The sequence below is a fragment of the Microbacterium sp. GCM10027623 genome, assembly GCF_042666935.1.
Classification (GTDB): domain Bacteria; phylum Actinomycetota; class Actinomycetes; order Actinomycetales; family Microbacteriaceae; genus Microbacterium.
This window is the reverse complement of sequence record NZ_JBHTHE010000001.1, coordinates 227,751-252,702: the sequence shown is the minus strand read 5'-3', so window position 1 is coordinate 252,702 and position 24,952 is coordinate 227,751. Positions and strand designations below refer to the sequence as shown.

At 69.0% G+C, this 24,952-nt stretch carries 23 protein-coding genes; 7 read left to right on the top strand and 16 right to left on the bottom strand.

Annotated elements, in window-relative coordinates:
* Positions 1 to 16: 16 nt before the first annotated feature.
* From ACFQY2_RS01135 to ACFQY2_RS01125, 3 genes are all read right to left on the bottom strand, one after another.
* The gene (locus tag ACFQY2_RS01135) at positions 17 to 928 is read right to left on the bottom strand and encodes a carbohydrate ABC transporter permease (protein WP_378743763.1); all 912 of its coding nucleotides are present in this window, start codon (positions 926 to 928) and stop codon (positions 17 to 19) included.
* Positions 928 to 1,890, bottom strand: a complete 963-nt coding sequence (locus ACFQY2_RS01130) for a carbohydrate ABC transporter permease (protein WP_378743762.1) — start codon at positions 1,888 to 1,890, stop codon at positions 928 to 930. The genes ACFQY2_RS01135 and ACFQY2_RS01130 overlap by 1 nt, the downstream gene beginning before the upstream one ends.
* Positions 1,891 to 1,979: 89 nt before the next feature.
* Positions 1,980 to 3,257, bottom strand: a complete 1,278-nt coding sequence (locus ACFQY2_RS01125; protein ID WP_378743761.1) for an ABC transporter substrate-binding protein — start codon at positions 3,255 to 3,257, stop codon at positions 1,980 to 1,982.
* 260 nt (positions 3,258 to 3,517) lie between these two features.
* Between ACFQY2_RS01125 and ACFQY2_RS01120 the strand changes: the two genes are divergently transcribed.
* From ACFQY2_RS01120 to rlmN, 3 genes are read left to right on the top strand one after another with little or no spacing between them, the layout of a single operon-like run.
* On the top strand, positions 3,518 to 4,519 hold the full coding sequence (locus ACFQY2_RS01120; protein WP_378743760.1) for a LacI family DNA-binding transcriptional regulator: 1,002 nt from the start codon (positions 3,518 to 3,520) through the stop codon (positions 4,517 to 4,519).
* 3 nt (positions 4,520 to 4,522) lie between these two features.
* On the top strand, positions 4,523 to 6,886 hold the full coding sequence (locus ACFQY2_RS01115) for a glycoside hydrolase N-terminal domain-containing protein (protein ID WP_378743759.1): 2,364 nt from the start codon (positions 4,523 to 4,525) through the stop codon (positions 6,884 to 6,886).
* 17 nt (positions 6,887 to 6,903) lie between these two features.
* Complete coding sequence (gene rlmN / locus ACFQY2_RS01110; RefSeq protein WP_378743758.1) at positions 6,904 to 8,148, top strand: 23S rRNA (adenine(2503)-C(2))-methyltransferase RlmN; 1,245 nt, start codon at positions 6,904 to 6,906, stop codon at positions 8,146 to 8,148.
* Between the two features lie 16 nt (positions 8,149 to 8,164).
* On the opposite strand, the gene ACFQY2_RS01105 is transcribed toward rlmN, so the two are convergent.
* Entirely contained in the window at positions 8,165 to 9,010 is an 846-nt protein-coding gene (locus ACFQY2_RS01105; RefSeq protein ID WP_378743757.1) for a hypothetical protein, read from the bottom strand.
* Positions 9,011 to 9,041: 31 nt separating this feature from the next.
* Complete coding sequence (locus ACFQY2_RS01100; RefSeq protein ID WP_378743756.1) at positions 9,042 to 9,521, bottom strand: SixA phosphatase family protein; 480 nt, start codon at positions 9,519 to 9,521, stop codon at positions 9,042 to 9,044.
* Positions 9,522 to 9,707: 186 nt separating this feature from the next.
* On the opposite strand from ACFQY2_RS01100, the gene ACFQY2_RS01095 reads away from it, so the two are divergent.
* A complete protein-coding gene (locus ACFQY2_RS01095) occupies positions 9,708 to 11,201 on the top strand; it encodes a DUF4407 domain-containing protein (protein WP_378743755.1) in 1,494 nt (497 codons plus the stop codon).
* Positions 11,202 to 11,220: 19 nt separating this feature from the next.
* Positions 11,221 to 12,234: an aldo/keto reductase family protein gene (locus tag ACFQY2_RS01090; RefSeq protein ID WP_378743754.1), complete on the top strand. Its 1,014-nt coding sequence runs from the start codon at positions 11,221 to 11,223 to the stop codon at positions 12,232 to 12,234.
* 285 nt (positions 12,235 to 12,519) lie between these two features.
* Here the strand turns inward: ACFQY2_RS01090 and ACFQY2_RS01085 are convergent, their stop codons facing one another.
* From ACFQY2_RS01085 to ACFQY2_RS01070, 4 genes are all read right to left on the bottom strand, one after another.
* The gene (locus ACFQY2_RS01085; protein ID WP_378743753.1) at positions 12,520 to 13,428 is read right to left on the bottom strand and encodes a carbohydrate ABC transporter permease; all 909 of its coding nucleotides are present in this window, start codon (positions 13,426 to 13,428) and stop codon (positions 12,520 to 12,522) included.
* The gene (locus ACFQY2_RS01080; RefSeq protein WP_378743752.1) at positions 13,425 to 14,360 is read right to left on the bottom strand and encodes a carbohydrate ABC transporter permease; all 936 of its coding nucleotides are present in this window, start codon (positions 14,358 to 14,360) and stop codon (positions 13,425 to 13,427) included. The genes ACFQY2_RS01085 and ACFQY2_RS01080 overlap by 4 nt, the downstream gene beginning before the upstream one ends.
* Positions 14,361 to 14,362: 2 nt before the next feature.
* Positions 14,363 to 15,676 (bottom strand): ABC transporter substrate-binding protein, encoded by a 1,314-nt coding sequence (locus tag ACFQY2_RS01075; RefSeq protein WP_378743751.1) that lies wholly within the window; start codon positions 15,674 to 15,676, stop codon positions 14,363 to 14,365.
* A 70-nt stretch (positions 15,677 to 15,746) separates the two neighbouring features.
* Positions 15,747 to 16,979 (bottom strand): aminotransferase class V-fold PLP-dependent enzyme, encoded by a 1,233-nt coding sequence (locus ACFQY2_RS01070; RefSeq protein ID WP_378743750.1) that lies wholly within the window; start codon positions 16,977 to 16,979, stop codon positions 15,747 to 15,749.
* Between the two features lie 175 nt (positions 16,980 to 17,154).
* Here ACFQY2_RS01070 and ACFQY2_RS01065 point away from each other — a divergent pair, with 175 nt between their 5' ends.
* The gene (locus ACFQY2_RS01065) at positions 17,155 to 17,850 is read left to right on the top strand and encodes a FadR/GntR family transcriptional regulator (RefSeq protein WP_378743749.1); all 696 of its coding nucleotides are present in this window, start codon (positions 17,155 to 17,157) and stop codon (positions 17,848 to 17,850) included.
* A gap of 183 nt (positions 17,851 to 18,033) precedes the next feature.
* Here ACFQY2_RS01065 and ACFQY2_RS01060 read toward each other — a convergent pair whose 3' ends face one another.
* The 6 genes from ACFQY2_RS01060 to ACFQY2_RS01035 form a co-directional block, all read right to left on the bottom strand.
* Positions 18,034 to 19,425: an FAD-binding oxidoreductase gene (locus ACFQY2_RS01060; protein WP_378743748.1), complete on the bottom strand. Its 1,392-nt coding sequence runs from the start codon at positions 19,423 to 19,425 to the stop codon at positions 18,034 to 18,036.
* Positions 19,426 to 19,435: 10 nt separating this feature from the next.
* On the bottom strand, positions 19,436 to 19,945 hold the full coding sequence (locus tag ACFQY2_RS01055) for a glycine cleavage system protein R (protein ID WP_378743747.1): 510 nt from the start codon (positions 19,943 to 19,945) through the stop codon (positions 19,436 to 19,438).
* 128 nt (positions 19,946 to 20,073) lie between these two features.
* On the bottom strand, positions 20,074 to 21,126 hold the full coding sequence (locus tag ACFQY2_RS01050) for a PLP-dependent cysteine synthase family protein (RefSeq protein ID WP_378743746.1): 1,053 nt from the start codon (positions 21,124 to 21,126) through the stop codon (positions 20,074 to 20,076).
* Between the two features lie 39 nt (positions 21,127 to 21,165).
* Positions 21,166 to 21,939: a GntR family transcriptional regulator gene (locus ACFQY2_RS01045; protein WP_378743745.1), complete on the bottom strand. Its 774-nt coding sequence runs from the start codon at positions 21,937 to 21,939 to the stop codon at positions 21,166 to 21,168.
* Positions 21,939 to 22,337, bottom strand: a complete 399-nt coding sequence (rbsD, locus tag ACFQY2_RS01040; protein WP_378743744.1) for a D-ribose pyranase — start codon at positions 22,335 to 22,337, stop codon at positions 21,939 to 21,941. Before rbsD ends, ACFQY2_RS01045 begins: the two co-directional genes overlap by 1 nt.
* Positions 22,338 to 22,374: 37 nt before the next feature.
* Positions 22,375 to 23,319 (bottom strand): ribokinase, encoded by a 945-nt coding sequence (locus ACFQY2_RS01035; RefSeq protein WP_378743742.1) that lies wholly within the window; start codon positions 23,317 to 23,319, stop codon positions 22,375 to 22,377.
* Between the two features lie 141 nt (positions 23,320 to 23,460).
* Between ACFQY2_RS01035 and ACFQY2_RS01030 the strand changes: the two genes are divergently transcribed.
* On the top strand, positions 23,461 to 24,117 hold the full coding sequence (locus ACFQY2_RS01030; RefSeq protein WP_378743741.1) for a transaldolase family protein: 657 nt from the start codon (positions 23,461 to 23,463) through the stop codon (positions 24,115 to 24,117).
* A gap of 99 nt (positions 24,118 to 24,216) precedes the next feature.
* Here the strand turns inward: ACFQY2_RS01030 and ACFQY2_RS01025 are convergent, their stop codons facing one another.
* Positions 24,217 to 24,897 carry a FadR/GntR family transcriptional regulator gene (locus ACFQY2_RS01025; protein ID WP_378743740.1) on the bottom strand — a complete coding sequence of 227 codons (681 nt, stop codon included), beginning with the start codon at positions 24,895 to 24,897 and terminating at the stop codon, positions 24,217 to 24,219.
* Positions 24,898 to 24,952 lie beyond the last annotated feature (55 nt).

The window sequence follows — 24,952 nt, the reverse complement described above, 5'->3', positions numbered from 1 at the left end:
CTGGGTTCGGGGGTCGTCAGCCCTTGAACGCCCCGTCCATGATGCCGGCGACCATACGACGCCCGACGAAGAAGAACACCACCAGCAACGGCAGCGTCGCCAGGAACGAGCCGCCCATGCTCAGCGCGAGGTCGATCGAGCGGTTCGCCTGCAACTGCTTCAGGGCGATCTGCACGGTGAACAGCTCGGGGGACTTCAGCACGATGAAGGGCCACATGAAGTCGTTCCACACCGCAGTGAACGTGATCAGCCCGAGCACGAAGGCCGCAGGGCGCACGACCGGGAACCCGATCCGCCAGAACACCTGCCAGCTGTTGCAGCCATCGATGCGCGCGGCCTGCATGAGCTCATCGCTCAGCGTGGTCGCCATGTGCTGGCGCATCCAGAAGATGCCGAACGCGCTCGCCAAACCCGGGACGATGATCGCCTGCAGTGTGTCGACCCAATCCAGCCACGAGATGATCAGGTACTGCGGGATGACGCTGAGCTGTGCAGGCACCGTCATCGTCAGCAGCACGATCAGAAACAGCACATTGCGGCCGGGGAACTGCAGCTTGGCGAACGCGAACCCCGCCAATGCGCACAGGATCGCGGCGACCACGGCGATCGTCAGGGAGACGATCACGCTGTTGATCAGGGACTGGAAGAACGGGACGGTGTCGAACACCTTCGCCGCGAGGTCGAAGAACGCCGTGCCGGGGTACAGCCGCGGCGGACTCGACGTGACCGCGGAGGCCCCGGCCGAGGCGATGACGAACATGTAGTACAGCGGGAACACGCTGATCAGCACTGCGACGACGAGCATCACGTACACCGGCCACGGCACATGGCCGACGCGACCGCCGCGTCGGCGGCGAGCGGCCTTCGCCGGCATCGCCTTCACGGGCAGCGGGGGGAGCGGGGTCGCCTGGTCTACGACGTCGGACATCAGTCGGCCTTCCGAGTGCGTGTGGTGAAGTAGAAGTTGATCAGGGAGACGATCACGACGATCACGAACAGCGCGACGCCGATCGCCGAGCCGTAGCCGAACTCGAACTGACCGAAGCCCTGCTCGTAGAGGAACAGCGCCAGCGTCTGGCACTGCCGTCCGCCGCCGCAGGTCAGACCCGACTCCGGCGCCACCAGCAGCGGCTCGGTGAAGATCTGCAGACCGCCGATGGTCGACATCACCACGGTGAAGATGATCATCGGGCGCAGCGAAGGGATGGTCAGGTGGATGAACTGCTTCCAGCTCGAGGCGCCGTCCACCGAGGCCGCCTCGTACATCTCGCGCGGCATCGCCTGCAGTCCGGCGAGGTAGAGCAGGGTGTTGTACCCGAACCAGCGCCACATCACCATCGAGGAGATGACGATCCACGAGCCCACCTGTGACGAGAGGAAGTTGACGGCGTCCTGTCCGAGCAGGCCCAGCACCCAGTTGATGAGGCCGAAGTTCTTGTCGAAGATCTGCGCGAAGACCAGCGCGGTGGCGGCCACAGAAGTGATGTAGGGGACCAGCAGCGCCATGCGGAAGAAGTTGGCCATCTTCAGCGCGGCGTGGTTGAGCAGGTGCGCGAGGCCGATCGCCAGCAGCAGCTGGGGGATCGTCGAGATCAGGAAGATGCCGAAGGTGTTGACGAACGCGTTCCAGAACCGGGGGTCCTGGAAGAGCCGCTCGAAGTTCGCCAGCCCGACGAAGGTCTGGGCGCCGATCGGATTCCAGTCGAACAGCGCGACGTAGAAGGTGAACAGCAGCGGGAAGAGACCGAAGATCGCGAAGATCACGAAGAACGGGGCGATGTACAGGTAGGGGGCGAGCCGCTCGGGGAGGGTCTGTCGGATCCGTGTCGACGGCGGACGCTCGCGTCGGCGCGTCTTGACGATGGGGATGGCGGTTGCAGTCGCAGTCATCTTCTTACCTCGATCGGGGTGGTGGCTCCGCGGCGAGCGGAGCCCCCCCCCCCCCCCCCCCCCCCCCCCCACCACCGGTGAGAATCGGATCAGCCGAGAGCTGCCTTGACGTTGGCGACGCCGGTCTTCCACGCCTTGTCGGGAGCGATGTTGCCTGCCTGCATCTCGACGAGGGAGTTCAGCAGACCCGCACCGATCGCACTGGTGTCGGGACCGTTGTGGAAGGAGTTGAACTTCAGCACCGAGTCGCTGATAACCTTGCCGATGGGAGAGTCTCCGTAGAACGAGTCGGTGTAGCTGAGTACGTCGTCGCTCTTCAGCGCGTCCTTTGCGGCCGGGAAGGTTCCGGTCTGCGCGAAGTGCTCGGTCTGGCCTTCGGGAGAGAGCATCGTCTCGATGTACTGCCAGGCCGCCTCGGGGTGCTTGGCTCGGGCGGGGATCGCGATCACGCTGCCGCCCCAGTTGCCGCCCACGCCGGGGATCGACGCGATGCGCCATTTGCCCGAGGTGTCGGGGGCGTCGTTCTTGATGCCGGACAGCATCCAGGACGGCGCGGTGGTGACCGCGAACGATCCGTTCGCCTTGCCCGGCGCCCAGCCGGAGGACCAGGCGGCGATGTTGGCGCTGATGCCCGCTTCGTAGGCGCGCACGGCCACGTCGTAGGCGTCCTTCACCTGCGGATTGGTGTCATAGACGAGATCGCCGTCGGGTGTGTAGTACTTCTCGGTCACCTGGTTCACGGTCGAGAAGAACACGCTGGTTTCGACATTGTCGACGAACGGCTCGCCGGTGGCCTCGGTGTACTTCTTGCCCATGTCGATGAAGTCGTCCCAGCTCGACCACATCTCGGCGACCTTGTCGGGTTCGGTCGGCAGACCGGCCTTCTCGAAGAGGTCGGCGCGGTAGGCGAAGCTCAGTCCGCCGACATCGGTGGGGATGCCGATGATGGAGCCGTCTTCGGCGGTCGCCTCGCCGATGGCCCAGTCGAGGTAGTCGTCGCCGATGTCCTCGCCGCCGAGCGTGCGCAGGTCGAGGAAGTTCTTCGGGTTGGCGAGGAACTTCGGCAGGTCGTCGGTCTGGATCATGACCAGGTCGGGCACGCGGCCTCCGGCCAGTGCTGCGGTGAGCGCGGTCGCGGTCTCGGTCGTGCTGCCGACCTCGGAGAGCTTGACCTTCGCCTCGGGGTTCTTCTTCAGGTACTCCGCGACGGAGTCCTTCTGACCGATTCCAGTGAACGACCAGAACTCGAACTCGGCGTTCGCGTCTCCCGACCCCGCTTTCGAACCACCCCCCGCGGAGCATCCGGAGATCGCGAGTGCGGCGGCTCCTATCAACGCGATGGGCAGGAAGATCTTGCGACGATTCACGGTGGTTCCTCTTCTTCGGGGACAGTTTGATCGCGAGGAGGCGCACGCAGAGGGCCTCTCGATGAGAGATCGATCTCTCATCGCCACACGATAACCACGTGGTTCCGGGTTTGGCAACCCTTGTTTCCTGATCTCTCGCTGGGTCAGCCCGTCTCGCGAGCTCAGGTGGATACGCGGCGGGATGATGTGCGAGGATGCAGTGACAAGAGGCTGAGAGATCGATCCCTCAGCCTCTGAACACCACTCCGGAGAGGGAGCCCATGGTCCGACCCACCATCGTCGATGTCGCCCAGGCCGCCGGCGTGTCCCGCGCCACCGCAGCTCGGGTGCTGGCTGGTGCGATCAACGTCGACCCCGTGATGACCGCCGCCGTCGAGCGCGCCGCATCCGATCTCGGCTACGAGACGAACTTCGCCGCACGCAAGCTGCGCGGCGGCAGGGCCGGGGCGATCGGACTGGTCGTCGCCTTCAACGAGATCGGCAGCCTGAACGGCTCGTTCTTCGCCACGGCGATGAAGGGCGCCGCCAAGGGCCTCGCGGCCGGAGACGTGCAGCCCGTCCTGCTGCCGGCTGACGACGAAGACCATGACAAGATCCCGAAGTTCCTGCGCTCCGGCGCGGTCGACGGGGCCATCGTGATCCTGCAGCACGAGATCACCCATCTCGTCCGGTCGCTGGCAGACTCTCCCGTGCCGATCGCCTGGGTGGGGCGTCCGCACGGCGAGATCGATCCGGACTCGATCATCGTCGACACCGACAACCATGCGGGCGGAGTGCTCGCCGCGCGTGCGCTGACCGAAGCCGGCCGACGCAGGATCGGAATCATCACCGGGCCCCCTGACATGGAACAGGCCAACGACCGGTCCCGTGGATGGGCCGAGGAGCTCACCCGATCCGGCATCGTTCCCGGGCCCGTCGTGCACGGCGATTTCACCGTCGACAGCGGCATGGCGGCGATGACGCGACTGCTGCAGCGCGCGCCCGACCTCGACGGGGTGTTCGCGTCGTCCGACCTGATGGCGACCGGGGCGCTGCGTGTGCTGCAGGCTGCCGGACGCCGTGTGCCGCTGGACGTGTCGCTGGTCGGCTTCGACGACGTGCTGATCGCCACGACCTCCGAGCCTCCGCTCACCACCGTGCGCCAGCCGCTCGAGGAGATGGGCCGCCTGGCAGCCGAGGTGCTCATCGCGCAGATCCACGGCCGACCGATGGAGAAGGTCCACATCCTGCCGACCACCCTCGTGCGTCGGGAATCGCTCTGAGCCGTGCCTGACCAGAAGATCGGTGACCTGCGTTTCACCACGCGCACGCCGGCCGTCACTTGGGAGGACGGTCTCATCGTCGGCAGCGGCCGGGTGGGAGCCGTGGTGTATGGCAGCCCTGATCGGCTGGTGATCTCGCTCGCCCACGAGCGGTTCTTCCTGCCCGCCAACCCGAGGCCCAGCGCGCCCGACCTCCGTGCCGTCCTTCCCGAGATGCGCGCGCGTCTGGAGACGGGGGACGGCGCGGCGGCTTCGGATGTGCTGGATCGCGCCGCGCACGAGGCGGGGTACGACGGGCTGGTGTGGACCGATCCGCTCGGCATGTGCGCGACGCTGTCGCTGGTCACGCCCGGGGGAGTCGCGTCCTTCTCCCGCTCGACGGACCTCGCCCGCGGTGTCGTGACCGTCGCGTGGCAGGACGACGCAGGACACGGACACCGTGTGCACGTGACGGCTCCGCACGGCACCGACTCGATCCGGGTCGCCGTGGAGTCGGACGCCGCGACGCGCGCCGAGGTGCGGATGGGGCTGGATGATGTTCCGGATGACCAGGCGGCATCCTTCGCCCCGGACTACTCCGGTGCCGTCGAGGCCGCCGTGCGCGGCGGAGACCCCGGGCTTCTCGAGGTGCGGGACCACGACGGACACGTTCTCGCCGCGGTGCACGCGCGATCGGACGCGCCCTGGTCCCCTTCGGCCCGCGCCGAGGCGTTGACGACGGCGCTCGAGATCCCGGCGGAGGGGCAGCGGATGCTGCGTTTCGACCTCTCCGTGACCGGGCATCCGATGATCCCCGCGCCGGAGGCGGACTGGGCGACCACCCTCCGCGAGCAGACCGCCGCGCACCACGACCTCGTCATCCGATCGCTGCTCGATCTGGGCGGCGCAGCCGTCGAGATCGACGACGTCGATGACCTCTGGTCCTCCGCGCACGCCGGTGATCCCGACGCCCGACGCCGTGCCATGGAGATCGCCTACGTTTCCGGTCGGGCGCACATCATCGCCTCGACCGGTGAGCTGCCGCCCACCCTGCAGGGCGTGTGGCAGGGCACCTGGAAGCCCGCCTGGTCGGCCGACTACACGCTCAACGGCAACGTGCAGAACGGGGCGATGGCGGGGATGATCCCCACGGGGACCCCCGAGCTGGCCCGCTCGCTGCTCGAGCTCGTCCTGCCGTATCTGGACGACTACCGCGACAACGCCCGCCTGATCTACGACGCGGAGGGCATGCTGCTGCCGTCGCGGATGTCGACCCACGGCCGAGCCTCGCACTTCAACGCCGATTTCCCGCACCTGTTCTGGGTCGGCTGCGGCGGCTGGGTGCTGCGCGTCGCCGCTGACATCGTGTCCGCGACCGGGGACGCCTCGCTGGTCGATGACCGGCTGTGGGAACTGGTCGACGGCGTGCTGCGCTTCGGCGAGACGGCGACCGTCATCCGGGACGGCGTCCGACACCTGATCCCCAGCTACTCGCCGGAGAACGCCCCCGCGGGAGCCTCCTCGCCGCTGGCCACAGACAGCACGATCGATCTCGCGATCCTCCGCGACGCGGCGCGGGCAGGACGTCTGCTCGGCCGCGCGCGCGGCGACGACTCCCTCGACGCGCGCTGGCGGGCGCTGGCCGCCGCGCTGCCCGACTACGGGATAGCCGCCGACGGCACGCTCGCCGAATGGGGAGACGGCTGGGCGCAGAACGGCGCGCACCGGCACCTGTCGCAGCTGTACCCGCTCTGGTACGAGCCGGATGCGGCGTTCTCGGGTGATGACGCCCGCGCGCAGGCGCTGCGCGCCGCCGCGCAGGAGACCATCCGCACCAGGATCGCCTGGCGCGCCGAGGATCCGACGCCGCCGCCGGGCCGCATGGAGATGGCCTTCGGCCTGGTGCAGCTGGGTTTGGCGGCCGCTGCGCTGGGGGATGCGGACTCCGCGCTCACCTGCGCGGAGTGGCTGGCCATCGATCACTGGAGTCCGGCGCTGACCAGCCGGCACGACGCGGGGCGCATCTTCAACCTGGATGCCAGCGGCGGCCTGCCCGCGGTCGTGGCCGCCATGCTGTTCTCCTCCAGCGCCGACAGCCTCACCCTGCTCCCGGCACTGCCGGACGCCTGGTCGTCGGGGGTGATCACCGGTCTGCGCGGCCGGGCCGGAATCGTCGTCGACCGGCTGGCCTGGGACGAGGCGGGGTGCACCATCGAGGTGCGGCGGCTCGCCGAGGCGGCCTGGCTGAACCCCGAGGGGCGGATGCTCGTGCGCTGTCCGCGGGCGTTCACCGTTGACGACGGACCCGAGCGGGTTCTCCGTGCGGGCGAGTCCACGCTGCTGCGACTGCGGTGGGCGACCGCCGCCCCAGCCTCCTCCCACCCGTGAACCCGTACCCTGGAGGGATGACCGAGACTTCTCCTGCGCGCCCCGCGAACACCGGCGTCCGCCAGACGCGTCCGCGCACCGAGGGGTGGACGCAGAAGAAGGATGCCGAAGGGCGTCCGCTGCTGCAGTTCGCGAGCCCGAAGCGCGGCAAGCCGCCCGTGCACCTGGCCGATCTGACGCCGGCGGAGCGCGTCGAGAAGGTCACCGAGCTGGGCCTGCCCGGCTTCCGTGCCAAGCAGCTGTCGACGCACTACTTCACGCACTACACCTCCGACCCCGCGCACATGACCGATCTGCCGGCCGCCCAGCGCGAGGAGCTGGTCGGCGGGATGCTGCCGCCGCTGCTGACCGAGGTGCGCCGCCTGGAGACCGATCGCGGCGACACCATCAAATTCCTCTGGCGCCTGCATGACGGCGCACTGGTCGAGTCCGTCCTCATGCGCTACCCCGGCCGCATCACCCTGTGCGTGTCGTCGCAGGCCGGCTGCGGCATGAACTGCCCGTTCTGCGCCACCGGCCAAGCAGGACTCACCCGCAACATGTCCACCGCGGAGATCATCGAGCAGATCGTGCGCGCCAACCGGCTCATCGCCGAAGGCGGCCTGGGTGGCAAGAAGGCCGACGACCACTCCATGGAGCGGGTCTCGAACATCGTCTTCATGGGTATGGGAGAGCCGCTGGCCAACTACAAGCGGGTCATGGACGCGGTGCGCATCATGGTCGCGCCGCAGCCCGACGGACTGGGCATGAGCGCGCGCGGCATCACCGTCTCGACGGTCGGCCTCGTCCCCGCCATCCGCAAGCTGGCCGACGAGAACATCCCCGTCACCTTCGCTCTCTCGCTGCATGCGCCCGACGACCACCTGCGCGACGAACTGATCCCGGTCAACTCGCGCTGGAAGGTCGACGAGGCTCTGGATGCCGCGCGCGAGTACTACGAGAAGACCGGACGCCGGGTCTCGATCGAGTACGCGCTCATCAAGGACATGAACGACCACGGCTGGCGCGCCGATCTGCTGGCCGAGAAGCTCAACGCCCGCGGTCGCGGATGGGTGCACGTGAACCCCATCCCTCTGAACCCCACGCCCGAGTCGGTGTGGACCGCATCCACCCGCGAGGTCACGACCGAGTTCGTGCGGCGCCTCAACGACGCCGGCATCCCGACCACCCTGCGCGACACCCGCGGCAAGGAGATCGACGGGGCCTGCGGCCAGCTGGTCGCCACCACCGAGGACGAAGCCGCCGCCGCGGCGATGGCCTGAGAGTCTTCCTCCCCGCTCAGTGCGGTGCGCGAAGCTGGTCGACCGGCCGCAGAGCGGTGTCGGCGCGGCATCCCAGTTCGCCGGGCTGAAGCAGCACGCGCGGCACATGCAGCACCTCGACCTCGCCGCTCGCACGGCGCGCGACGAGCAGGCAGTCATCGACGTCGCCCATCGCGAATCCGATCTGGTTGTCGCGGATGAGAACCGAAGGGTCGAACGCGACCTCACGATCGCCGGTCGGCTGCGGCATCCGCGCCTTCACCGCCGCGACGATTCCCTCAGGCGTGGCTCCCGGACCGGCGCCGCGGAGCGCCTCGACCACAACGGCTTCCGTCCCGTCCGGCACGACGGGAACCGGACGGGTGTCGACGGGCGCTTCCACAGGCTGCGCGTCCGCAGGGCAGTCGATCGGGTGCGCCACCGCGTCGTCGTCATCCCACTGCCCGAACTCCCCGGTGGCCACACCCCAGAAGTCGAATTCCGACTCGAAGCAGGCCGTGTCGGGGTCCCCGGACCCAGACAGCATCGTCACACGCACTTGCAGTGCACCGAAAGGTTCTCCGTGCACAGCGCCCGGATAGCCCTCAAAACCGATCAGCTCGAGCGACGGGTACGTCGCCAGCTCCTCGTCCGCCCACCGGGCGTAGTCATCGATCGTGTCAGCCGGTCCCCGGTAGAGGACGCGTGCGAAGTCGGCCGCATCCTCGTGCGCCCGTGCAGCCTGCTGTTCTCGATACGCATCGACCGGAGCGGCGGGAGCGGCGGCGGCGCACCCGCCGAGTGGACCGACCGTGACGATGGCGGCGGCCAGGACGGCCATGCTTCGCCACCGCGGGCGTCGTGTCGTGACGGATCCGTTCACGGGCCGATCATATGCCCGGGACGATGCCGCTTCAGGCATCCCGCGGAGTCCGCAGGCGCAGCAGCCTGCCCGATCCCTCGATCAGCTCCGCCCAGGAGCCGATGTCGACCGCGCATTCCGCGACCGCGCACGTCGGGAACTCGACGAACGACCCGGTCAGCTCCGCCGTGGCATCCGTCATGCCCGGATTGTGGCCGACGAGCATCGCGACGTCGACCTCATCCGGCAATGCCGCAGCGACCTCCAGGATGGTTCGCGCGGATGCCGCGTACAGCGCCGCCTCCTCGACCACCCCGAGCCGGAACGACGCTGCGTACTCGTCTGCGGTGCTGCGCGCCCGCGTCGCCGTGCTCGACACGATCCGCTGAAGCGCGACGCCCTCCTCCACCAGGTTCCGGGCCATCGCCGGCGCGTCGCGGCGTCCCCGCCCGTTGAGTGGCCGGTCGTGATCCGAGATACCGTGGATGCCCCATTCGGATTTGGCATGACGGGCGAGCAGCAGCGTCTTCATGTCCCCAGCTTTTCACTGCAGGGGCCCACGGCGCACCCTTTTCCTGTGAGCCGCTCGCAGGGTTCGTCCGGGAGTCCCACAGCCGGTGTTTCCTAGTCTCGAAGGATGTCCTATTCCGCGCATCGTCCTGGACGAATGGATTCCCAGGGACGGATCTCGTTCGAATCCGACGCCCCCGAGGGAGCAGTGACCGACGATGATCTCGACTTCCTGCGCACGTTCGAGCCCGACGGAGGCGCCTCCGGCCCGGACCCTCAGCGCGCCGAGGGGCCCGCGGAGGATGCCGCCACGCACGCGACGAAGGTGATCGATCCCGCCCAGGATGAGGAGCGCACGGCCGAGCGCGCGTCGGTCCGCACGCCGCGCCGTCTGCGCGCGCGCACTCCACGCACCCCCGGCTCCCGCCTGCGCACGCTCGCGATCCTCGGCGGCGCCGACGGTCCGATCCTCGACCGCGTCCCCGGCGAGACGCCCCGCTTCGTGCAGATGTTCTTCGTGCTGCTCGGCACGGCGCTGGTCTCCGCCATCTCGATGCTGTTCGCCCTCACCACCGGCGTGCAGGTCGCGATCTGGGTGGCCGTGCCCCTGGCTCTGGTCTGGGCCGCGATCATCTTCAACCTCGACCGGTTCCTCACCTCGACCATGACGGCCACCCGCAGCGTCGGCAAGCTCATCGCCCTCGCCCTGCCCCGCATCGCGATGGCCGCGCTGATCGGATTCCTCGTCGCCGAGCCGCTCGTGCTGCAGGTTTTCCACAACGACATCGCGCGCGAGGTGGCGTCCACCAACATCACCCAGTCGCAGTCCGATCAGACCGCACTCGAGAAGGGTCCGGAGAAGAAGGCGCTGGACGCCGCATCCGCCCGGGTCTCCGCGCTGGAGAATCAGGCCGCCACCGGCATCGTCGCCGGTACCGAGTCGGGGTCTGCTTCGACCAGCGCGGCGAAGGCCTCGGTCGACGACATCACCGCCAAGATGGCCGACCAGCAGAAGGTCATCGACTCGGCCCGCGCGCTGTACCAGTGCGAGCTGACCGGTGAGGGCGCGGGCACGGTGCCTGGCTGCACCGGCGTGAACGGTCAGGGCTCCAGCTCGGATGCCGCCAAGGCGCAGCTCGCCCAGGCGCAGCAGACCTACGACGCGCTCGCCGCCCAGCTGCGCTCGGCGAACGACGACCTCTCCGCCGCAGAGACCGCCGAGAAGGCCAACACCTCGGCATCCGAATCCTCCAACCGCCAGCAGGCGAAGGACCAGCTCCCCGCCGCCAAGCAGACGTACGAGAACGCGCTCGCCGCCTACAACTCCCGGGCCGACTCCGTCGCGGCGGGCAACGCCGGCGCCGTCGGCCTGCTCAGCCAGATCACCGGGCTGAACCGTCTGGCGGACAAGGAGCCGACGATCTTCTGGGCGCACTGGCTGATCGCCGCACTGTTCTTCATGATCGAGCTGCTGCCGGTCCTCGTGAAGGTGCTCACCAGCTGGGGAGATCCCTCGCTGTACGAGAAGGCCGCCGCGATCCGCAAGCAGGTCGATCTCGATCGGGTCACCGCGGACGGGTTCCGGGATCGCGCGGCGATCGTGACGTCGGATGCCGGGCAGCCGGCGCCGCCTTCCGCCCGCGACGTGACCTCGGACTCAGCCATGACGCGGGCCGATATCCGCGAGTCCGCACCGGTCTGACGGGTACTAGCGTTGGACCATGGTCAACTATCGCTATCTCGGCAACAGCGGTCTCAAGGTCTCGGAGATCACCTACGGCAACTGGGTCACGCACGCATCGCAGGTCGGTGACGACGCCGCGGTCAAGACCGTGCACGCCGCTCTGGATGCCGGCATCACCACGTTCGACACCGCGGACACGTACGCCAACACGGCTGCGGAGGTCGTACTGGGCAAGGCGCTGGAGGGTCAGCGCCGCGCGGGGCTGGAGATCTTCACGAAGGTCTACTTCCCGACCGGCCCGAAGGGCCCCAACGACACCGGTCTGAGCCGCAAGCACATCATGCAGTCCATCGACGGCTCGCTGGAGCGGCTCGGCACCGACTACGTCGACCTGTACCAGGCGCACCGCTACGACTACGAGACCCCGCTCGAGGAAACGATGCAGGCCTTCGCCGACGTCGTGCGCGCGGGCAAGGCGCTCTACATCGGCGTCTCGGAGTGGACGGCCGAGCAGCTGCGCGAAGGCCACGCGCTGTCGAAGCAGCTCGGGTTCCAGCTCATCTCGAACCAGCCGCAGTACTCCATGCTGCACCGCGTGATCGAGGGCAAGGTCGTCCCGGCGTCCGAGGAGCTGGGCATCTCGCAGATCGTCTGGTCGCCGATGGCGCAGGGCGTGCTCAGCGGCAAGTATCTTCCCGGTCAGCCCGTGCCCGACGGCTCGCGCGCCACGGATCCGCACTCCGGGGCGCACTTCATCGGGCGGCTGCTGCGCGACGACATCCTCACCGCCGTGCAGAACCTGAAGCCGATCGCCGAGCAGGCGGGGCTGAGCATGCCGCAGCTCGCGATCGCGTGGGTGCTGCAGAACCCGAACGTGGCCGCGGCGCTGGTGGGAGCATCCCGTCCCGAGCAGCTCGCCGACACCGTCAAGGCGTCGGGCGTGAAGCTGGAGGCGGATGTCATGGCCGCGATCGACACCGCCCTCGCCGGCGTCGTCAACGACGACCCCGAGGACACCTACTCGGTGTCCCCGAAGACCCGTCTGGTCTGACGGGCACGGCCGGGTTCCGGCCGTGCCCTCGGCGCGGGGCCAGGCCGCGACCCCGGGTCGGGCGGCCTCGCCGCGCCTCCAGGTCGGTCGGCCTGGACGTGCGCCCAGGTCGCAATGGATGCTGCCAGCCGACGTCCAGACGCGCCCAGGTCGCAATGGATGCTGCCAGCCGACGTCCAGACGCGCCCAGGTCGCAATGGATGCCGCCACACGGCCGTTCAGGCGGCAACTATTGCGACCCGGGCGGTGGGAGCGCCGGCGGGCCGAGGTGGGCGTTGCTCGGAGCTACTCCTTGACGGCGCCGGCCGTCAGGCCCTGGACGATCCAGCGGCTCGCCAGGGCGAACATCAGCATCGTCGGCAGGATCGTCAGCACCGCGGCCGCCGACATCGAACCCCAGTCGATGTTGAAGGTCGAGATGAAGCCGTTCAGCGCCGACGGCACTGTGCGGTTGGCGTCCGTGTTCATCAGCACCACCGACAGGAACAGCTCGTTCCAGCAGTTCACGAAGTTGAAGATGAACGCGGCGATGATGCCGGGAGTCATCACCGGCACGAGAACCCGGAACAGGGCGCCCAGGCGCGAGCATCCGTCGATCATCGCCGCCTCCTCGAGCGCGTCGGGCACGTTCTCGAAGAAGCCGCGCAGCATCACCGTCGAGAACGGGATGCAGATCGCGATGTACACCATGATGAGGCCGGGTTTCGTGTCCACCAGGCCCAGGTCGCTCATCATCGAGTACAGGGGGCCGAGCGCGATGAACGCGGGGATCATCTGCGTCAACAGGAACGCGATCAGCACCGTGCCCTTGCCGCGGAACTCGAACCGGGCGATCACGTAGGCGCTGAGCAGCGCGATCAGCGTCGCCACCGCGCCCGCGGTGAGCGCCACCAGCGCCGAGTTGCCGAGGAAGACGCCGAAGGAGCTCTTCTCGAACAGGCTGACGTAGTTCTCCAGCGACGGCTGGCTGGGCCAGTACTCGATGGGGTACTGGTTGACCGTGCCCGGCGCCTTGAACGAGGTCAGCGCGATCCAGTACAGCGGGAACAGGGTGATGATCAGCCAGAGCGCGAGTCCGACCACCCGCACCACCCCGCCGACGGTCACCCTGCGCGGGGCGCGGGGAGCGGATGCCGGGTTCGGCACGGTCAGACGGCGGGTCTCTCCCACGGAGGAGCTCGTCACGGCGGTCACTTCTGCACCTTCCTCATCACCATCAGGTAGAACGCGCAGAACACGAACAGGAACGCGACGACGATCAGGCCGATCGCGCTGGCGATGCCGTAGTTGCCCTGCTGGGTGTAGTCGATCATCCAGGTCGTGATGATGTGGGTCTGGCTGGCAGGGCCCCCGCGGGTCATCGCCCAGATGACGTCGGGGAAGTTGAAGATCCAGATCACGCGCAGCAGGACCGTCAGGAACAGGGTCATCGAGATGTACGGGATGATGATCGAGAACAGCTGCCGCGCCTTGCCTGCGCCGTCCAGGCTGGCGGCCTCGAGCATGTCATCCGGCACCGACTGGAGTGCTGCGAGGATCATGATCGCGAAGAAGGTCACGCCGTACCAGATGTTGGCGACGATCACCGCGAACATCGCCAGTGTCGGGTCGGCCAGCCACGGCAACGGCTGCGAGATCAGCCCCGCCTTCATCAGCAGGTCGTTGATCACGCCGAACTCGGCGTTGAACATCCAGCGGAACAGCATGCCGATCAGGAACCCGGACACCGCCCACGGGAAGAACACCAGCGCCTGGTAGAGACCCCGGAAGCGGAACTTCTTGCGCAGCGCGAGCGCGATGAGGAAGCCGATGACCAGCTGCGGCACGAGGGATCCGACCACCCAGAGGACGGAGTTCCACGCGATCGTGGGGAACGCCGGATTCTGGAACACGGCGACGAAGTTGTCGAGGCCGACCCAGGGTGTGGAGGTGAGATCCCACAGGTTCCAGTCGTGGAAGGCCATGCGCGCGCCCTGCAGCATGGGGAAGTACGTGAACCAGCACACGAACACGACCGCGGGCAGCATGAACGCCAGCAGCGTCCACGCGTGCCGTGCGCGGAAGGGGCGCCGGGAGGCTCCGGCGGCGATGCCGGCGGAGCCTCCCGAGGTGGTGGGACGAGCCACGGTCAGCCCTTCTCCGCGGCGTACTTCTCCGTCCAGAAGGCGTCCCAGGACTTCAGCAGCTCGGCGGTGGTCATGTTGCCCAGCAGCACCTTCTGCACGTCCTGGTCGGACTTCTGGATCCACTCGGTCCACCAGCTGACCCCGCGCGGCTGGCGCACGTTGACGTACGTGTCGGGGTTCTCGGTCATGGTGACGTAGCTGGTCCAGGGTCCGGTCTTGTAGAACTCGTCATCCGAGGCGGAGGCGATGATCGGCACCAGGCTGTTGGCCTGCGCGAACTTCGTTGCCGGCTCCTTCGACGAGAGGTATTCGACGAGCTTCACGGCCGCCTCCTTGTTCTCGCTCTTCTCGGCGACGCCCCAGCCCGCGACGGCCAGGGGTTGCGCGGCCTTGCCGCTGGGGCCGACGAGCAGCGGAGCGGTGTCCCACTGGTCCTCCTTGAGCGAGGAGTCCTGCACGGTCGCGATGACCTCGGGATCCTGCAGCAGGAACGCGGTGGAGCCGCCGGTGAAGCCGGCGACCATCTCGGGGTAGCCCCACGAGACAGCAGACGGCGGGGAGGCCTTCTCGAACAGGTCGAAGTAGTCGTCGACGGCCTCCTGCGCCTCGGGGGCGGCGAACATCGTCGTGCCGTCTTCGAGCAGGAACGCATCGTCGACGTTCAGGTCGTCGATCGTGTACGCCTCGATCGCCGCGACGACGTTGCTGTTGGCGTTCTGGCCGCCGCGGAAGGCGTAGCCGTAGATGTTCTTCGACGGGTCCTGGATGGCAGACGCCTGCTCGAGCAGGTCCTTCCAGCTGTGCGGAGGGCCGTCGAAGCCGGCCTGCTTGACGAGGTCGGTGCGATAGAACAGCGACAGCCCGTAGAAGCCGTAGGGCACGAAGTAGGTCTTGCCGTCCTCGGCGACGGAGGCCGACTGCGCGTTCTCGGTCAGATCGCTCCAGCCGTCCCATTCATCGAGGTCGCTCTTCAGGTCGTACAGCCAGCCGTTGTTCGCGAACGGACCGACGGTGATATCGCGCACCTCGAGCACATCCACGCCCTTGCCGGACTGCAGCATCTGCTGGATCTTCTGGTCGGCCTGTTCGGTGGGCGGCGAGACGAGGTTGACCTTGATCTTCGGGTTCTCCTTCTCGAAGTCGGCGATCATCCCCTTGAGCAGATCGGTCCGAGCGGGGTTGGTCAGGCTCTCGACCATCTGGAGGGTGACGTCTCCGTCGCCGGAACCCTCCGTGCTGCCGGAGCCGGAGCAGGCGGTCAGTGCCAGCAGGGCGGCGGTACCCAGGGCGACAGGCGCCAGGCGGTTGCGCTTCATGACTTGTCTCTCTTCTGTGTGTGTGCGGGTGGTTGGTGCGGATGGTGCCTTGTTCCGGTGGTGATTCGGGTCAGGCGGTGGGCAGAACGGGAGCGACGCCGGCGGCGCGGAGGATCTCGGGCACGCAGCGTTCCACGAAGGCGTCGAAGTCGGATGCGTCGGTGTACAGGTGCACCGAGAGGCGGTAGTAGCCGCGTCCCTCGAAGCTGGTGAAGGCGGTCTCCACGCCGACGCGGTCGAACAGGGTCATCCGCAGGGCATCCGCCTCCTCCCGTGTGCGGCCGAGGCCGTCGGGCAGGCGCACCAGACGCATCGCCGGCACCTCGCCCGGCAGGCGCACCCGCGCGTCTTCGGACACGTACGGCTGCAGTGCCGCGGCGATGACGTCCGCACCATGATCGGCGAGGGCCGACATGGTCTCGCGCGTGCGCGCCCAGCCGTACTCCCGCTCGACGAACTGGACCGCGGCCGGGGTGCTCAGGTAGGTGGTGGCGTCGATGGTGCCCTGCGTGTCGAACCGCGCCGGGAAGGGCTCCGGCGCGCCCCACGAGTCGATCAGCGGCCACAGCTCCTGGCGGTCGACGTCCCGGGTGACCAGCAGGGCGGAGCCGCGCGGGGCGCACGGCCACTTGTGCATGTTGCCGAACCACCAGTCGCCGCCGCCGACGACGGCCGCATCGGCGACCAGTCCGGGGGCGTGGGCGCCGTCGACGAGCACGCGCGCGCCGCGTTCGTGAGCGAGGTCCGTGATGCGGCGGGTGGGCAGCATGCGTGCCGTCGGAGATGTGATCTGGTCGACGACCACGAGGCGGGTGCGAGGGCCGATCGCGGCGCGGAAGAGCTCGACCACTTCGTCGTCCTCCGCCAGCAGCGGGATATGGACGGTGCGCACCTGCGCGCCGAAGCGGCGTGCCAGACGGGCCGCCCCCATCGTGACGGCGCCGTAGCCGTGGTCGGTGACGAGGATCTCGTCGGCCGCCTCCAGCCGCAGGCTGTTGTACACGACGGTCGCGGCGGCGGACGCGTTCGGGACGAACACGGTGTCCTCGGCGCGCGCGCCCACGAAGGGAGCCACGGCAGTGCGGGCCTCGTGCACGCGCTCGGCGATACGCGGGAACCAGCCGACAGGGCTGCGGTCGGCCTCCGCTCGCAGGGCGTCCTGGTGACGCACCACCTCGGTCGGCACCGCGCCGAACGAGCCATGGTTGAGGTGGATGACCTCCGGCGCCAGCGGCCAGGCGTCACGGGCGCGCAGCCCTGAGGCCAGGCGCACGGGGTGCGGGACGGTGTGAGTAGCGGCCATTGATCCTCTTCGTCGATTCAAGTTGTTGCACAACTTTGGCACATTCCGCGAGAATTGACACCTCTAAGGTGATGTCGTTCACAAACCTGTAATACAACTTGGCGCGGTATGTGTTGGCCCGGCAGACTCGCCTCACACGGCTCCGCCGACGGCCGCCGAGATCGGAAGGATGCGCATGAGCGCACTGGACACCGCGCTGCACGGACTGCGAGCACTGATCGCGGACGGCACGCTGAAGCCGGGCGACCGGCTGCCCAGCGAGGGAGAGCTGTGCGAGCGGCTGGGCGTGTCGCGCGGGTCGCTGCGCGAGGGCATCCGGATGCTGTCGGCCCTCGGCGTGCTCGAGACCAGGCACGGCTCCGGCAGCTACGTGAGCGACCTGAACGCGGGCGACCTCATCGGCAGCCTGTCGCTGACGGTCGGCCTGCTGCCGCTGTCGTCGATCCTCGAACTGTACGAACTGCGCCGGGCACTGGAAGCGCACGCGGCCTCGCTCGCCACGGCGCGCATCGACGCGGAGGCCCTGACGGAACTCGACGCGCTGCTCGTCGAGCTGGAGGGGACGACGGATGACGAGGAGCAGTCCCGCCTCGACCACCTCTTCCACATGCGCATCGCCGAGATCGCCGGGAACTCCGCCCTCGCCAGCCTGCTCGCCGTGTTCCGCGCGCGCTCACGGGCCTACCGGATCTTCCGCACCGAGAGCGCATCCGAGATCAAGACGCTCTCCGATGCCGGGCATCGGGCGATCCTGCGTGGCCTGGAAGGGCGCGATCCCGTTGCCGCATCCGCCGCCGCCGCGGGTCATGTGGCCCAGACCGAGTACTGGCTGCGCCGCCTGCAGCCCGACGCGATCGGCCTGACCGACTGACCACGCCGCGTGCACCCGGGGTGCTCCGGCCGGCTGGCCGCTCCGGCCGTTGGGGCTTCGTCCCTCACGTCCAGGTCGCAACGGTTGCCGCTTCGACACGGTTCTGGCGGCAACCATTGCGACCTGGACGGTGAGTGGCGGCGTCCATCGCGACCTGGACGGTGGTGAATGGGCGCCAAGCGGTCAGAGCGGGCCGAAGATGGCGCCCGGGTTGAAGATGTTCTGCGGATCGAGGGCGCGCTTGATGCGCAGGTTCAGCTCAAGCACGTCGTCACCGAGATAGTCCGCGAGCCACGGCTGCTTCAGCCGGCCGACCCCGTGCTCGCCGGTGATCGTGCCGCCGAGCTCGATCGCCAGCGACATCACTTCGCCGAAAGCGAGATCGGCGCGCTCGCGCTGCGCGGCATCGGATGCGTCGAGCACGATCAGCGGGTGGGTGTTCCCATCTCCGGCGTGCGCGACGACGGCGATCTCCACACCGTGGCGATCCGCGATCGCCCGCATCCCGTCGATGAGGTCGCCCAGCCGCGGCAGCGGCACGCCGACGTCCTCCAGCAGCAGGGCGCCCCGGCGTTCGACGGCGGGGATCGCCTGCCGCCTGGCCTCGATGAGCGCCTCGCTCTCGTCGGGGTCGCTGGTCGCGTAGACCTCGGACGCCCCGTGCAGGGCGCAGGTCTGCTCGATGGCCTCGATCTGCATCGCGGCGAGCTCGGCGGGCTCATCGGACTGCACGATCAGCATCGCCGCCGCCGTGCGATCCAGGTCCATGCGCAGCAGGTCCTCGACGGCGTTGATGGTCACCTGATCCATGAACTCGAGCATGGACGGCCGCATCTGAGCCTTGATGTCGACGACGGCGCGGATCGCACCCTCGACGGTGGGGAAGACCGCCACCAGCGTGGTGGGCGTGCGCTGCGCGGGCACGAGGCGCAGGACCGCCTCGGTCACGATGCCGAGGGTGCCCTCGCTGCCGACGAAGAGCTTGGTCAGGGAGAGCCCGGCGACGTCCTTCAACCGGGGTCCGCCGAGCGTGACGGCGCGCCCGTCGGCCAGCACCACGGTGAGTCCGAGGACATAGTCCGTGGTCACGCCGTACTTCACGCAGCACAACCCGCCGGCGTTCGTCGCGATGTTTCCCCCGATCGAGCAGAACTCCTGCGACGAGGGGTCAGGCGGGTACCAGAGACCGTGCTCGGATGCCGCGGCCTTCACCTCGGCGTTGAACGCGCCGGGCTGCACGACCGCCATCTGCAGGGCCGCGTCGACCGCGATGGTCCGCATCCGTTCCAGCGAGACGACGATCGCCCCGTCGACCGCGGACGACCCGCCCGACAGGCCGGAACCCGCCCCGCGCGGCACGATGCCCACCCCTTCGCGTGCGGCGATGCGCACCGCGGCCTGCACGTCCTCAGTGCTGGTGGCGCGCACCACCGCCAGCGGCGTTCCGGCTCCCGGGTCCTCCGCGCGGTCCCGCCGGTACGCCTGCAGCGAGTCCGGGTCGGTCACGACCAGAGCGGAGCCGAGCTCGGCGAGCAGGGCGGACAGGACGCGCTCGTGCGCAGGAGATGTCGTCACGGGACTCCCGTCAGAGGATGCTGATGTCGACCTGGAGGTCGTTCGTGAGGCGTTCGATGTCGTCGCGCAGAGCATCGAGATCGACGGATGCCGGGACGGTCGCCGTCACCGCGGATTCGAACAGCCGCCCACCGGCCATCGCGGCGTCGCGCGTCTCGGTCGTCATGCTCTGGATGCTGAGAGCATGACTGCTGAGCACGCCGGAGATCTCGCGGACGATGCCATGCCGGTCGTCACCGAGCACCGCGACGGAGATGTGGCGCTCTGCCTCGGCATCGGCGCGCACGGACCCTGTGTGGACGGTGACCGCGAGCATCCCGTCCAGGGTGTGCAGGGCGCTCTGCAGCTCGCCGACCCGCTCATCGGCGACGGTGATCTGAATCACCCCGGCGAAGGTGCCCGCCAGCTCGGCGAGCCGACTGTTCTCCCAGTTGCCGCCGTGCGCGTCGACGAGGTCGGCGACGGCGGCGACGAGTCCGGGTCGATCCGCTCCCGCGACCGTGAGGATGAGCGTGGTCATGACATCAGCGTACCGGTGCGGTTGCGCGCGCGTTCATAACTCCGGAGAACTCTGGCGGCCGAGCACCGACCGGCGTGCGCAGCCCGGAACTCGGACCGAATCTCCGGAGTTATGGACGGCTGCTCGTGTCAGACCCAGCGCCCGGAGTCGAGGAAGCGCAGCATTCGGTCCCGGTGTGCGGCGAGGTCCCAGCCCTGAGCGGCGACCCACTCGTCGGAATAGTACGTCTGGGCGTAGCGGACGCCGCTGTCGCAGATGAGGGTGACCACACTGCCGGTCTCACCGGCATCCCGCATCCGCGCGATCAGCTGGAAGGCGCCGTAGAGGTTCGTGCCGGTGGAACCGCCCGCCCAGTGCAGGGTGCGCTCGCGCAGCAGCCGGATGGCGGCGACCGACGCCGCATCGGGCACCTGGATCATCTCGTCGATCACGCTGGGCAGAAAGGACGCCTCCATGCCGGGGCGCCCGATCCCCTCGATGCGGGACGGAGAGCCGACGGCATCCGCGTCGCCCTTCCAGGCCGCGTAGAAGGCCGAGCCCTCCGGGTCGACGACGGCGATCTCGGTCGCGTGGCGTCGGTATCGCACGTAGCGGCCGAACGTGGCGCTGGTGCCGCCGGTCCCGGCGCCGACGACGATCCAGCGGGGGATCGGATGCCGCTCCTGGGCCAGCTGACCGAACACGCTCTCGGCGATGTTGTTGTTGCCGCGCCAGTCGGTGGCCCGCTCGGCGAACGTGAACTGGTCCAGGTAGTGACCGCCGCACTCCGCCGCCAGGCGGCGCGCCTCGGTCGAGATCTCCGAGGCCAGCTCGACGAAGTGGCAGCTGCCGCCGTAGAACTCGATGAGCTCGATCTTCTCCTGGCTCGTCGACCGGGGCACGACCGTCACGAACGGCAGGCCGAGCATCCGCGCGAAGTAGGCCTCGGACACGGCGGTCGAGCCGCTGGAGGACTCCACGAGTGTGGTGCCCTCGCGGATCAGACCGTTCACGAGGCCGTAGAGGATCAGCGAACGCGCAAGGCGGTGCTTGAGGGAGCCGGTCGGATGCACCGACTCGTCCTTCAGGTACAGGTCGATTCCCCAGTCCGCCGGCAGCGGGAACAGATGCAGGTGCGTGTCGGCCGAGCGGTTGGCGTCCGCCTCGAGCACGCGGATGGCGGAATTGACCCATTCGCTCATGGTCCGAGCGTAGCCGGACGGCACCTGCCGCGAGCGAGGTCAGGGGATGCGGACCAGAGCGCCCTGCGCGCTGTTCGGCCCCAGCTGGAACTCGAAGCGGGAGCGATCGCCGCGGTGGTAGGCGACGAAGAACTCGATCGGACGCCCGGCCGCGTCGCGGCTCACGCTGCGCAGGCGCAGCAGAGCCGAGCCCGCGCTCACGCCGAGCAGGCCGGCCTGCTCGTGGGTGGCGACGGTGGCCTCGGCGGAGCGCACGCCGTGGGTGGCCGTGATGCCGTGACCGGCGAGCAGGGCGTAGAGCGAGGCGTCGCGAAGGTCCACGCCGAGTGTCACGACGCCGACCTCCTCCGGCATCCACGTCGTCGACAGCGACCAGGCGTCATCGTCGACGTGGCGCAGGCGGGTGAGGATGACGACCGGTGCGCCCTCCGGGATCTCGAGTGCGGCCGCGACCTCGGCATCCGCCCCGATCAGCTCATGCCGGAGGATGTCGCTGCGCACGTGACCGCCGCGTCGCTCGACCTCGTCGAAAAGCCCGATCAGGGTGTGCACGAGCGATTCCGGCGTGCGCGGCCGAGCGACGAAGGTGCCCTTGCCCTTCACCCGCTCGACGAGCCCCTCGTGCTCCAGCTGCGCGAGAGCCTGGCGCACCACCGTGCGCGAGACCCCGTACTGCTCGCACAGGCGGTGCTCGCCGGGCAGCGGGTCACCGGGCTGCAGTCCGTCGTTCTCGATGTGCTCGACGATCAGCCGGCGCAGCTGGTCGTACATGGGTGCGGCGGAACGCCGATCTATTCCGGTGGTCGCGCTCATCAGTATGCGACTCCCGCATGCAGGATCACGTTGGCGTACGGCGTGAACTCCCCTGAGCGCACGAAGGCGCGGGCCCCGTGGGTCTGCTTCTTGAACTCCACGTGCGGCACGAGCTCGATCTCGATGCCCGGCAGCCGCTCGCGCAGCGCCTCGAGCACGTGCGGGCTCGCTTCGGCGACCTCTGCGGACACCGTCGCGCCCTCCACGACCAGCTCGGCCAGTACCGTGTCGAGCACGTCGAGGAACGCCGGGGCGCCGGGACGATAGGCCAGGTCGATCCGCTCAGCACCCACGGGGATCGGCAGGCCCGCATCCGTCACGACGATGAGGTCGGTATGCCCGGTCTCGCTGATCACACGGGACAGCGCAGGATTGATGGTGGTGGACGTCTTGCGCATTCTGCTCCTCCAGCTCGGTCCTCGTGGTCGGTCGGTGTCAGCGGGGGTTCCGTGCCAGCAGGGCGTCGACCTCATCGCGGCGCGGCAGGCTGGGCGAGGCGCCCTGCCTGGTCACGGCGATCGCCCCGGCCGCACTGGCCAGGCGGGTCGCCTCCGCCAGAGTCGACCCCTCGGCGAGTGCGGCACCCAGATAGCCGGCGTAGGCATCACCGGCGGCGGTCGTGTCGACCGGGGTGACGGGGATGGGGTCGATGAACGCGGTGCCATCGGCGGTCACGACGCAGGAGCCCTTCTCGGCCATGGTGATCACGGCCGACCCGACCCCCTGCGCGAGGAACCACCGTCCCGCGCGCTCAGCGGATGCCGCATCCGTCACCTCGATGCCGCTGAGCAGCGATGCCTCGGTCTCGTTGGGAGTGACGATGTCGATGTTGCGCCAGACCTCGGCGTCCAGGGGCGCTGCCGGAGCCGGATCGAGCACGACCGTCATGCCGTGCTCGCGGGCGCGGGAGGTGATGTGCAGGGTAAGGGATGCGGGGGTCTCGAGCTGCGTGAGCAGGACGGAGGTCGTCGGAGCCAGTGCCTCGAGTGCGGCGTCGATCTGCTCGGGGCTGAGCTCCGCGTTCGCGAGGGGGACCATGACGATGTCGTTCTGGGCCGACGCGTCGACGCGGATGTGCGCGATGCCGGTGGGCCCGGGGACCGTGCGCAGGTGGGTGAGGTCGACGCCCGCGGCCGAGAGCCCGTCGACGATCAGGTCGTGGAAGAGGTCGTCGCCCACGCAGCCGACGAAGCTGGTGCGGGCCCCGGCGAGGCCGGCCGATACGGCCTGGTTGGCGCCCTTGCCGCCCAGCAGCAAGGTGAACTGGTCACCGAGGATGGTCTCCCCGCGGGCAGGCAGACGCTGCGAGAAGGTGGTCACGTCGGCAGTCACACTGCCGACGATGACGACGCCGGTGCGGCTGGTCTGGTCGCTGGTCATACTCTCCCGATCGGCTTCTGGGCGTCGTCGTCTTTGACTTCGGCGGACCCTGTCATTACATTAGCCGCATCGCCGCTTGTAACGACAGGTCGGGACCGGTGTGCCCGTGAAGGGGTGCTGAGCCCGCGCAGAGGAGACCGGATGACCGCGCCGCGGCTGTATGTGGACAGTGCTGACCTCGACCGGGTCGGCAGGCTGCTCGCCGCCGGCGTCGTGCACGGCGTGACGACCAACCCCACCATCCTCGAGCGCGGCGGGCGCACCGCATCCGAGATCCCCGCACTGTACGAGCGCTGGACCGCGGAAGGGGCCGACGAGGTCTTCTTCCAGACCTGGGGCGGAGACCGCGACGCGTACCTGCGCAACGCCTCCGGCATCCTCTCGCTCGGCGACCGGGTCGCCGTGAAGGTCCCCGCGACCGCGGAGGGCTTCGCCGCCGCGTCCGCTCTGGTCCGGGACGGCGCGACGGTCCTCGTCACCGCGGTCTACACGGTCGCGCAGGCGCTCGCGTGCGCGAGCATCGGCGTGCGGTACATCGCGCCGTACCTGGGACGGATGCGAGATGCCGGACTCGACGGCTTCGGCGTCATCGGGCGCATGCAGGCCGTGTGCGCGGACAGCGACACGGACGTGCTGGCGGCGAGTCTGCGGTCCCCGGACGACATCGTCGAACTGCGCTCAGCGGGAGTGCCCTACTTCACGGCGGCCCCCGATGTTCTCGACGCGCTGCTCTTCGACTCCGTGAGCGACTCGTCGTCCGCGGAGTTCGACGCCGCCATGGTGCGGCTCGGGGCGTAGTCCGCTCTGGTCGCCGTGCGGTGCGCGCGGACCTCGCGCCCCGCTCGCGCCCGCGTCGCGCCCGGCTCGCGCCCGCCTCGCGCCCGGCTCGCGCCCGCGTCAGGCGGAGGTCGCCTGGCGGAGCCACCGCTCGATGCCCGCGACATGCGCCGTGGCGAGTGCCGTGGCCAGTGCGGGGTCATGCTGGGCGACAGCCTCGGCGATGCCCCGGTGCTCGGAGAGCGTGCGCTCGACGGCGCCCTGTTCGGTCAGTCCGCGCCACACGCGTGCGCGGATCGTCTGGCTGCCGAGTCCGTCGATCAGGCTCGACAGATACTCGTTGCCGGCCAGGCGCACCACCTCGCGGTGGAAGCGGATGTCGTGCGCGACCAGGTCGTCGATGCTCACGGTGTCCTGATCGACCGAGCCGATCTCCTCGAGCAGCACCTGCGCCTGGTCCGCAGTCGCGTTGCCGGCGGCGAGGCCGGTGGCCTGCGCCTCCAGCATCCGTCGGACGGCGAACAGTTCCAGGAGGGAGTCGTCGTCATGCATGTCGACGACGAAGCTGATGGCCTCCAGCAGCAGGTGCGGCTCGAGGCTGGTGACATAGGTGCCGTCGCCGCGGCGCACGTCGAGGACGCGGATGACCTCGAGCGCCTTGACGGCCTCGCGCATCGAGTTGCGCGACAGGCCGAGTCGCTCGCTCAGCTCCTTCTCGGGGGGCAGTCGGTCGCCGGGGCCGAGCTCGCCGGTGACGATCATCGCCTTGATCTTCTCGATTGCCTCGTCCGTGACAGCCATGGCGACATCCTCCCATATTGATCCGATGTCTGTTCGGCCGTATGTGACGATGGGG